The 9430-nt window shown below is 72.1% G+C and carries 9 protein-coding genes and 1 pseudogene; 6 read left to right on the top strand and 4 right to left on the bottom strand.

The annotated features are described in order from the left end of the window. The first annotated feature begins 592 nt into the window (after positions 1-592). On the top strand, positions 593-889 hold the full coding sequence (locus ABZW14_RS33980; RefSeq protein WP_355355282.1) for a DUF1540 domain-containing protein: 297 nt from the start codon (positions 593-595) through the stop codon (positions 887-889). 49 nt (positions 890-938) lie between these two features. Here ABZW14_RS33980 and ABZW14_RS33985 read toward each other — a convergent pair whose 3' ends face one another. Then, on the bottom strand, positions 939-2945 hold the full coding sequence (locus ABZW14_RS33985) for a protein meaA (protein WP_355355285.1): 2007 nt from the start codon (positions 2943-2945) through the stop codon (positions 939-941). Between the two features lie 151 nt (positions 2946-3096). On the opposite strand from ABZW14_RS33985, the gene ABZW14_RS33990 reads away from it, so the two are divergent. The 3 genes from ABZW14_RS33990 to ABZW14_RS34000 are packed head-to-tail and all read left to right on the top strand — an operon-like array spanning position 3097 to position 5632. After that, complete coding sequence (locus ABZW14_RS33990) at positions 3097-3942, top strand: ABC transporter ATP-binding protein (protein WP_355355288.1); 846 nt, start codon at positions 3097-3099, stop codon at positions 3940-3942. Continuing rightward, positions 3942-4787: an ABC transporter permease gene (locus tag ABZW14_RS33995; protein ID WP_355355291.1), complete on the top strand. Its 846-nt coding sequence runs from the start codon at positions 3942-3944 to the stop codon at positions 4785-4787. Before ABZW14_RS33990 ends, ABZW14_RS33995 begins: the two co-directional genes overlap by 1 nt. Before the next feature lie 32 nt (positions 4788-4819). Then, complete coding sequence (locus ABZW14_RS34000) at positions 4820-5632, top strand: alpha/beta hydrolase-fold protein (RefSeq protein WP_355355294.1); 813 nt, start codon at positions 4820-4822, stop codon at positions 5630-5632. 40 nt (positions 5633-5672) lie between these two features. Here the strand turns inward: ABZW14_RS34000 and ABZW14_RS34005 are convergent, their stop codons facing one another. Both ABZW14_RS34005 and murA read right to left on the bottom strand, forming a co-directional pair. After that, on the bottom strand, positions 5673-6521 hold the full coding sequence (locus tag ABZW14_RS34005) for a 3-hydroxyacyl-CoA dehydrogenase family protein (protein ID WP_355355297.1): 849 nt from the start codon (positions 6519-6521) through the stop codon (positions 5673-5675). Positions 6522-6599: 78 nt separating this feature from the next. Continuing rightward, positions 6600-8039 carry a UDP-N-acetylglucosamine 1-carboxyvinyltransferase gene (gene murA, locus ABZW14_RS34010; protein ID WP_355355300.1) on the bottom strand — a complete coding sequence of 480 codons (1440 nt, stop codon included), beginning with the start codon at positions 8037-8039 and terminating at the stop codon, positions 6600-6602. On the opposite strand from murA, the gene ABZW14_RS34015 reads away from it, so the two are divergent. Both ABZW14_RS34015 and ABZW14_RS34020 read left to right on the top strand, forming a co-directional pair. After that, positions 8038-8610 carry a cob(I)yrinic acid a,c-diamide adenosyltransferase gene (locus ABZW14_RS34015; protein WP_355355303.1) on the top strand — a complete coding sequence of 191 codons (573 nt, stop codon included), beginning with the start codon at positions 8038-8040 and terminating at the stop codon, positions 8608-8610. The two genes, murA and ABZW14_RS34015, sit on opposite strands and share 2 nt — an antisense overlap. Then, positions 8586-9005, top strand: coding sequence for a VOC family protein (locus ABZW14_RS34020; protein ID WP_355355306.1), 420 nt, complete (start codon positions 8586-8588; stop codon positions 9003-9005). Before ABZW14_RS34015 ends, ABZW14_RS34020 begins: the two co-directional genes overlap by 25 nt. An 89-nt stretch (positions 9006-9094) precedes the next feature. Here ABZW14_RS34020 and ABZW14_RS34025 read toward each other — a convergent pair. Next, positions 9095-9430, bottom strand: a pseudogene (locus ABZW14_RS34025) (hypothetical protein); the annotation flags it as partial.

Raw genomic sequence — 9430 nt, forward strand, 5'->3', positions numbered from 1 at the left:
GGGGCCGTGGTCCTCGGTCGTGCACCGGGTATAACGACCCCCGCCCACCAGCCATTCCGCCACCAGCGTGCCCCCGGTCACCCGCGAAACGGACACACCGCCCCACACACACCCCGGAACCCAGCCGGGTGCAGTGCTCCTGAACGTCGCTACAAACTTGATGACCGAAACGAGTCAACAGCCCCCTGAAGCCTCGGCCCGCCTTCCGGCCAGGACGGACACTTCCCCCGGGGTGTCCTGGCCCCGCAGGGCAAAGAACCCGTCAGTGGAACGCTATGTATGTATCCGGACTCCGGATACATACATAGCGTTCCACTCAGCGGCCGACGGCCGTCACGGACCGGACATAAGCCCCATACCCGAGACCGTTGTAGCGCCGACCGACCGGCGCGGGCTGACTCGTTCACGTCATCAAGTTCGTAGCGGCGTTCACCACCACTGCCACCCACTCGCCTCGCCCCTCGCCGTGGGGCAACTGGCGGCGTGAAGGGGCGACAGGGGCACCCGACCGCATGACCCCAGGCCGGATCCGCGGCCGGAGATGGGACGAATGCCTACATTCGTGGCAGACGTCCAGAGGAGGGCCGCAGAGATGACCGCGTCGTTGGAGATGCCCCGGGTCCAGGAGTGCGCAGTCAGGTCCTGCGCCTACAACCACACGAACGACTGCCACGCCTTCGCCATCACGATCGGCAGCTCCGACCACGCCCACTGCCACACCTTCATCGAGTCGCCGGTACGCGGCGGCGTCGAGCAGATGATCGCCCAGGTCGGGGCCTGCCAGCGCGCGGACTGCCGGCACAACTCCGACCTGGAGTGCCACGCCCCGGCGATCACCGTCGGCCCGGAGATGGACCTGGCGGACTGCCAGACCTACGCCAGCCGCTGACCAGGAGGCCGGGAGACCAAGGCCGGCAACCCAAACGACCGGTCCGGTGTCAGGGCAGGTCGTTGGCCTCGCGGATCACGGTGACCAGGTCGTCGATGATGCCGGTCAGCGCGAAGTCCTTCGGGGTGAACACGCGGGCGACCCCGGCGGCCCGGAGCGCGTCCGCGTCGACGGCCGGGATGATGCCGCCGACCACCACCGGCAGGTCGGCCCGCCCGGCTTCGCGCAGCCCGTCCAGCACGGCCGGCACGGCGGCCAGGTGCGAGCCGGAGAGCACCGAGAGGCCGACCAGGTCGACGTCCTCCTCCACGGCGGCCGCCACGATCTGCCCGGCGGTCAGCCGGATGCCCTGGTAGACGACCTCGAAGCCGGCGTCGCGGGCGCGTACCGCGATCTGCTCGGCGCCGTTGGAGTGCCCGTCCAGGCCGGGCTTGCCGACGAGCAGCCGCAACCGGCCGCTGCCCAGTTCGCGGGCGGTCGCGGCCACCCGCTCCCGGACCGCGCCCAGGCCGGGGTCGCCGCCCGCACCGGCCGCGCCGGCCAGGCCGGTGGGCGCCCGGTACTCGCCGAAGACCTGGCGCAGCGCCCCGGCCCACTCGCCGGTGGTCACCCCGGCCCGCACGCACTCCAGCGTCGCTGCCATGAGGTTCGTCGTGGTCGCGGCGTCCGCCCGCAACCGGTCGAGTGCCGCGTCCACGGCCGCCGCGTCCCGGCCGGCCCGCCACTCGCGTACGGCGGTGGTGGCGGCCGCCTCGACGGCGGGGTCGACCTGCTCGATGGCCTCGGCGCCGGCCGCGGTCAGCGGGGACGGCTCGGTCTCGGTGAACCGGTTGACGCCGACCACCACGTCGGTGCCGGCCTCCATCCGGCGGCGCCGGTCGGCCAGCGAGGCGACCAGGGCGCTCTTCAGGTAGCCGGTCTCCACGGCGGCCACCACGCCGCCCATCTCCAGCACCTTCTCCAGCTCGACCCGGGCCCCGGCGACGATGTCGTCCACCAGCGCGGTCATCACGTGCGAGCCGTCGAACAGGTCGGGATATTCGAGGAGGTCCGACTCGTACGCCAGCACCTGCTGCATGCGCAGCGACCACTGCTGATCCCAGGGGCGGGGCAGGCCCAGCGCCTCGTTCCAGGCGGGCAGTTGGACGGCGCGGGCGCGGGCGTCGCGGGACAGGGTGACGCCGAGCATCTCCAGCACGATGCGCTGGATGTTGTTCTCCGGCTGCGCCTCGGTGAGGCCCAGCGAGTTGACCTGGACGCCGTACCGGAAGCGGCGCTGCTTCGGGTTCTCGACGCCGTACCGGTCGCGGGTGATCTCGTCCCAGAGCGCGCCGAACGCGCGCATCTTGGCGATCTCCTCGACGAAGCGCACGCCCGCGTTGACGAAGAAGGAGATCCGCTGGACGACGTCGCCCATCCGCTCGGCGGGCACCTGGCCGGAGTCGCGCACCGCGTCGAGCACGGCGACCGCGGTGGCCAGGGCGAAGCCGACCTCCTGCACCGGCGTCGCGCCGGCCTCCTGGAGGTGGTACGAGCAGATGTTGACCGGGTTCCACTTCGGCATCTCGCGCAGCGTGTACGCGATGACGTCCGCCGTCAGCCGCAGCGACGCCGCCGGCGGGAAGATGTACGTCCCCCGGGACAGGTACTCCTTGATGATGTCGTTCTGCGTGGTGCCGGCGCAGCGGGCCAGCTCGGCGCCCTGCTCGGCGGCGACCGTGCCGTAGAGGCCGAGCAGCCACATGGCCGGCGCGTTGATGGTCATCGAGGTGTTCATCTCGGCGAGCGGGATGCCGTCGAAGAGGGCCCGCATGTCACCGAGGTGCGCCACCGGTACGCCCACCCGGCCCACCTCGCCGGCGGCCAGTTCGTGGTCCGGGTCGTAGCCCGTCTGAGTGGGCAGGTCGAAGGCGACCGAGAGCCCGGTCTGCCCCTTCGCCAGGTTGCGGCGGAAGAGCGCGTTGGTGGCCGCGGCGGAGGAGTGCCCGGCGTAGGTGCGCATCACCCAGGGCCGGTCGCGCTCCGGCAGCCGCCCCGAAGGAGCCTTCTCGTCCATGGCCGGAGTTTAAGTTACCGTTCAGTAAAACGGGCTGTGGAAAACCACACAGGTCCATGGAGCGGACCGACGGGCACGAGCGGCGCGACATGGCCGACACCACCACACCCCGGGCCCCCGCCAGGCCCGCCGGAGTCGCACACTGGACGTCATGGATGACGAGCTCGCGATCTCCGTACGGGGGCTGCGCAAGGCGTACGGCGACAACCTCGCGGTGGCGGGCGTGGACCTGGACGTCCACCGCGGCGAGGTGTTCGCCCTGCTCGGCCCGAACGGCGCCGGCAAGACCACGACCGTGGAGATCCTGGAGGGCTACCGGCGGCGCGATGCCGGCGAGGTGCGCGTGCTCGGCGCCGACCCGGCCCATCCGGACCCGGGCTGGCGGTCCCGCGTCGGCATCGTGCTCCAGGGCACCGGCGAGTTCGACGAGCTGACCGTCGGCGAGGTGGTCCGCCACTTCGCCGGCTTCTACCCCGACGCCGACGACCCGGAGAAGGTGGTCGAGCGCGTCGGGCTGGGCGCCAAGGCCAAGGCCCGCACGCACACCCTCTCCGGCGGGCAGAAGCGCCGGCTCGACGTGGCGCTGGGCATCGTCGGCCGTCCCGAGCTGCTCTTCCTCGACGAGCCCACCACGGGCTTCGACCCGGAGGCCCGGCGCGAGTTCTGGGAGCTGATCCGCGACCTCTCCGCCGCCGGCACCACCATCGTGCTCACGACCCACTACCTGGACGAGGCCGAGGCCCTCGCCGACCGCGTCGGTGTGATCGCCGCCGGCCGGGTGGTCGAGGTGGCCCCGCCGAACCGGCTGGGCAACCGCCAGGAGGCGCTGGCGACGGTCTCCTGGCGTACCCCGGACGGGACGCCGGAGACGGCGGAGACCGCGACGCCGACGGCGCTGGTGGCGGAACTGGCCGCGCGCTTCGGCGGCGAGGTTCCCGGCCTCACCGTGACCCGGCCGACCCTGGAAGACGTCTACCTGCGGATGATCGGACACTGATGACCACCACGACGAAGCCGGCCGCCCCGGTCGCCGCCGCCCCGGGCCGCCGGCCGGGCGGGGGCGCGCTCGCCCTGCGGCAGGGCCGGCTGGAGATCACCCAGTTCCTGCGCTCACGGGAGTCCGTCGTGTTCACGATGGGCTTCCCGATCATCATGATCCTGATCTTCGCGGCGATCTTCAACGACGAGATCGCGCCGGGCGTGAGCTACACGCAGTACTTCATCACCGGCATGATCGCGACCGGCCTCATGACGGTGAGCTTCCAGAACCTCGGCATCTGGATCCCGATCGAGCGGGACCGGGGCGTGCTGAAGCGCTACCGGGGCACGCCCATGCCGAAGTGGGTCTGGTTCGCCGGCAAGGTGCTCATGGTGGTGGCCATCGGCATCGCGGAGACGGCGCTGCTGCTCGCCGTGTCGGTGGCGCTGTTCGACCTGAACCTGCCGGACACCGCCGCGAAGTGGGCCACCTTCGGCTGGGTCGCCGTTCTCGGTGTCACCGCCTGCACCCTGTGCGGCATCGCCATCTCCTCGCTGGCCCGCACCGCCCGCAGCGGTTCGGCCGTGGTCACCCCCGTCGCCCTGGTCCTCCAGTTCATCTCCGGGGTGTTCTTCGTCTTCACCAGCCTGCCGAGCTGGATGCAGCAGGTCGCCGCGCTCTTCCCGCTCAAGTGGATGTGCCAGGGGCTGCGGTCGGTCTTCCTGCCGGACGGCTTCGGGGCGCAGGAACCGGGCGGCTCGTTCGAGCTGGGCCGCGTCGCCCTGGTGCTCGGGCTCTGGTGCGTGATCGGCCTGGTGCTCTGCCTGACGACCTTCCGCTGGACCACGAAGCGCGACGGCTGACGATACGCATCGCGGGTGACACACTCGCCGGCATGACGCACATCCTGACCCGGCGCACGCTGCTGGCGGCCGGTGCCGGCGTGGTCGGCGCCGCGGTGGTCGGCGGGCTAACCGCCCGGCAGCTCGCCGAGCCCCGGCCCGGGCCGGGGCCTGCCGTGCCGGACGCGCCCGCCGGGGACGAGCGGTTGATCCGGATCGCCTCCGGGGCCCGCGGCCGGGAGGTGGACTTCTGGACGGCCGTGCCCGAGGGGTACGGCGACGGCCGCGGCCTTCCCGTCTGCCTGGTGCTGCACGGCGCCTCGGCAACACCCCGGGACTACGGCCGGTTCGGGCTGGCCCGCTTCCTCACCGACGCGGTACGCCGCGGCGCCCCGCCCTTCGCGCTGGCCGGGGCGACCGGCGGCCGGCTCTCCTGGCGCCGCTCGGGCGACGACGACCCGCAGCGGATGGTCCGCGAGGAGCTGCCCACCTGGTGCGCCCGGCGCGGCTTCGACAGCAGCCGGCTCGCCGCCTGGGGCTGGTCGATGGGCGGGTTCGGTGCGTTGCTGCTCGCCGAGGCGTACCCGGGTTGGCTGCGCGCGGTGGCCGCCTTCTCCCCCGCGGTCAGTCCGGGCGACGCGGTCTTCACCGGCGCGGACCGGCTGCGCGGCACCCCGGTCGGCCTCTGGTGCGGCCGGCAGGACAACTTCCTCAAGGACGTCCGCGCGCTGGCCCGGGCCCTGCCCGAGCCCCCGGTCCGCGCGGCCTGGGCCGACGGCCGGCACAACTTCGCCTACTGGGGCACCGTCATCCCGGACGCGTTCGCCCTGCTCGGCGCGGCCCTCACCCCGCCCCGGAAGGCGTGACGCCCCCGGCCGCGACGGCCGGGGGCGCGCCACGCACGACTCAGTACGCGTAGAAGCCCTGGCCGGTCTTCCGGCCCAGGTCGCCGGCGGTGGCCATGCGCTGGAGCAGCTCCGGCGGGAAGAACTTCTCGTCGGCGGTGTCGGTGTAGATGTTCTTCGTGGCGTTGAGCAGCACGTCCACGCCGGTCAGGTCGACCGTGGCCAGCGGGCCCATGGCGTGGCCGAAGCCCAGCTTGCAGGCGGTGTCCAGGTCCTCGGCGGAGATCACGCCGGACTCGACCAGCTTGACCGCCTCCATGGCGAGGGCGCAGATCAGCCGGGTGGTGACGAAGCCGGCGATGTCCCGGTTGACCACCACGACGGTCTTGCCGATCTCCTCGGCGAACGCCTTGGCGGTGGCCAGGGTCGCGTCGCTGGTCTTGTAGCCGCGGACCAGCTCGCAGAGCTTCATCATGGGCACCGGCGAGAAGAAGTGGGTGCCGACGACCGACTCCGGACGCTCGGTGGCGGTGGCGATCTGGGTGACCGGGATGGCCGAGGTGTTCGTGGCCAGCACCGCGTCGGACTTGCAGATCTTGTCCAGCGCGCGGAACACCTCGTGCTTGATCTCGATCTTCTCGAAGACCGCCTCGACGACGATGTCCGCGTCGGCCGCCGCCTCCAGCTCGGTGGTCGGCGTGATCCGGGCCAGGGTCGCCTCGACCTCGGACGCCTCGATCTTCCCCTTCTCGGCGAACTTCTGAAGCGACTTCCGGATGCCGTCGACGCCCCGCTTGGTGGCCGCGTCGTCCAGGTCGCGCAGCGTCACCTGCCAGCCCGCCTGCGCCGCCACCTGGGCGATGCCCGCGCCCATCAAACCGGCACCGACGACCGCGAGTCGACCCGCCATCTGCTTCTCCCTCGCTGCGAATGAGTGTCTGCCAGCACCCTAATCCGCGAGGCTGAACGACTGCTAAGGGGCGGTCCCTCAGATGGCGAGGTCGGGTTCCTCGGGCGCGGTTCCGCGTTCCACCTCGACGCCGAGGGCCCGCAGGTCGGCCACGAAGTCCGGGTAGCCGCGGTCGACGTGGTGCACGTGGGAGACCTCGGTGACGCCGTCCGCGCAGAGGCCCGCGATGATCAGGCCGGCGCCGGCGCGGATGTCGGTGGCGCGTACCGGGGCGCCGGAGAGGCGCTCGTTCCCGCACACCAGGGCGTGGTGACCGTCGGTCCGGATGTCCGCGCCGAGCCGCATCATCTCGTTGGCGAACATGAACCGGCCGTCGAAGATGTTCTCGGTGATCAGCGAGCCCCCGTCACTGACCGCCGCCAGCCCGATCGCCATCGGCAGCAGGTCAGTGGCGAAGCCCGGAAAGGGCAGGGTGACCACGTCGACGGCCTTCGGCCGGTCGTCCATGCGTACGCGGAAGGCTCCGCCCCGGGTCTCCACGAGGCCGCCCGCCGAGACCAGCTTGTCCAGCGCGACCTCCAGGTAGGCCGGGTCGACGCCGGTCACGGTCACGTCGCCGCGGGTCATGGCGGCCGCGAACGCCCACGTGCCGGCGACGATCCGGTCCCCCACCGTGGCGTGCCGCACCGGGCGCAGCTCGGGCACCCCGACGATGTGCAGGGTCGACGTGCCGGCCCCCTCGATCCGGGCGCCCATCCGGTTCAGCATCGTGCAGATGTCGACGATCTCCGGCTCCCGCGCCGCGTTGTCGATCGTCGTGGTGCCCCGGGCCAGCACCGCCGCCATCACCAGGTTCTCGGTGGCGCCGACGCTCGGGAAGTCCAGCGGGATGTCCGCGCCGTGCAGCCCGTCCGGGGCCTCGGCGATGACGAAGCCGTGCTCGCCGGAGATCTCCGCGCCCATCCGGGCCAGCCCGGCGATGTGCATGTCCAGGCCGCGCGAGCCGATGGCGTCGCCGCCGGGGTGGGCAACCCGCACGTACCCCCGGCGGGCCAGCAGCGGACCGAGCACGCAGATCGACGCGCGCAGCCGGCGGACCAGGTCGTAGTCGGCCTCCGCGCCCGGTTGTTCCGGCACGTCGATCACCACCGCCCGGGACCGTTCCACCCCGCCGCGGGCCGCCATCGGGTCGACCGGGTCGTCGGAGGCGAAGCGTACGACGCAGCCGAGCCGGCGCAGCACCTCGCCCATGATGGCGATGTCGGTGATCCGGGGAACGTTGGTGATCACGCTGCGCCCCGGGGCGAGCAACGCCGCCGCCATCAGCTTCAGTGCGGAGTTCTTCGCCCCCACCACGTGCACGGTGCCGGCCAGCCGGGCCTCACCGAGCACCCGGATGACGTCGACGTCGTTGACCGCCGGGTCGCCGGCGTCGCCCGGTCCGACCCCCGCCGGCCAGGCGGTGCGTGCCGGCCGCGCCGGGATCGTCAGGTCCGGTATCCGTAGGCTGTGCGTCATGGCCGTCCACCTCACGCGCATCTACACCAAGGCCGGCGACGCCGGCATGACCAGGCTGAGCAACAACGAGCAGGTGCCGAAGACCGATCCGCGGATCGCCGCGTACGCGGATGTGGACGAGTGCAACGCCGCCATCGGCGTGGCGCTCGCCCTGGGGCAGCTCTCCGAGGAGCTGCGGGGGGTGCTGCAGTCGATCCAGAACGACATGTTCGACGTCGGCGCGGACCTGGCGACCCCGGTGGAGCCCGACCCGAAGTACCCGCCGCTGCGGGTCACCGAGGAGTACGTGGAGCGCCTCGAGGGCTGGTGCGACGATTTCAACGCGCGCCTGAGCAAGCTCGACTCCTTCATCCTCCCCGGCGGCACCGCTGGTGCGGCGCTGCTGCACGTGGCACGGACGACCGCCCGGCGCGCCGAGCGTGCGGCGTGGGCGCTGGTCACGCACGACCCGGACCGGACCAGCACCCTCCCGGCAAAGTATCTCAACCGGCTCTCCGATCTGCTCTTTATCCTGTCAAGAACGGCAAATCCGGATGGGGATGTGCTATGGGTGCCGGGCGGGAAGCGCTGACCGTCGGCGCGCTGCACCATGTGGAGGTGTGGGTACCCGATCTCGCCGCCGCCACCCGTAGCTGGGGCTGGCTCCTCGGCGAGCTGGGCTGGACGCCGTACCAGGACTGGCCGGCCGGCCGGTCCTGGCGGCTCGGCGCGACCTACCTGGTCCTGGAGGAGTCGCCGGCCCTGACCGGGCCCACGCATGACCGGTGCGCGCCGGGCCTCAACCACCTGGCCTTCCACGCCGGCCCGCCGGCCGCCGTGGACCGGCTGGTCGCCGCCGCGCCGGAGCACGGCTGGGAGCTGCTCTTTCCCGACCGCCACCCACACGCCGGTGGCCCGCAGACCTACGCGGCCTACCTCTCCGACAAGCAGGGGTACGAGGTCGAGCTGGTCGCCGACGTCGACTGAGGGGGTTGGCGCGCCGCCCGGCCCGACGCCTGCTGGAAACGCCGCTGGCCGGCACCCCGTCGTTCGGGGTGCCGGCCAGTGGTGTTGGCTCAGCTGTTCCAGTTGTGGGCGACGATGTCGGCGGCCTGCTGCTCCCACTGAGCGTAGGCGTCCGGGTAGGCCGAGACCTGCACGGTCTGGGCGGCCTCGGTCAGCGGCATCTTGTCCCAGCCGTCGACCTGCTTCAGACCCTTCTCGAACGCCAGGGTGGCGTACTCCGGGTCGGTGATCTGCTCCGGCGTGCCCCAACCACTCGAGGGGCGCTGCTGGAACAGGCCCAGCGAGTCGTGGTCGTTCTTGTCGCCCAGGTGACCCAGGTTCTCCAGCTTCGACTCCTGCAGGCTCGTGGCGATCGAGATCACCGCGGCCCGCTCCGGCAGACCAGC

The sequence above is a fragment of the Micromonospora sp. NPDC004551 genome, from assembly GCF_040609975.1.
GTDB lineage: Bacteria > Actinomycetota > Actinomycetes > Mycobacteriales > Micromonosporaceae > Micromonospora.

Bases quoted from the DNA above. Each gene is read 5' to 3' on its own strand.
- ABZW14_RS33980 (WP_355355282.1), top strand. From the start codon at position 593: ATGACCGCGTCGTTGGAGATGCCCCGGGTCCAGGAGTGCGCAGTCAGG.
- ABZW14_RS33985 (WP_355355285.1), bottom strand. From the start codon at position 2,945: ATGGACGAGAAGGCTCCTTCGGGGCGGCTGCCGGAGCGCGACCGGCCC.
- ABZW14_RS33990 (WP_355355288.1), top strand. From the start codon at position 3,097: ATGGATGACGAGCTCGCGATCTCCGTACGGGGGCTGCGCAAGGCGTAC.
- ABZW14_RS33995 (WP_355355291.1), top strand. From the start codon at position 3,942: ATGACCACCACGACGAAGCCGGCCGCCCCGGTCGCCGCCGCCCCGGGC.
- ABZW14_RS34000 (WP_355355294.1), top strand. From the start codon at position 4,820: ATGACGCACATCCTGACCCGGCGCACGCTGCTGGCGGCCGGTGCCGGC.
- ABZW14_RS34005 (WP_355355297.1), bottom strand. From the start codon at position 6,521: ATGGCGGGTCGACTCGCGGTCGTCGGTGCCGGTTTGATGGGCGCGGGC.
- ABZW14_RS34015 (WP_355355303.1), top strand. From the start codon at position 8,038: ATGGCCGTCCACCTCACGCGCATCTACACCAAGGCCGGCGACGCCGGC.
- murA (WP_355355300.1), bottom strand. From the start codon at position 8,039: ATGACGCACAGCCTACGGATACCGGACCTGACGATCCCGGCGCGGCCG.
- ABZW14_RS34020 (WP_355355306.1), top strand. From the start codon at position 8,586: ATGGGTGCCGGGCGGGAAGCGCTGACCGTCGGCGCGCTGCACCATGTG.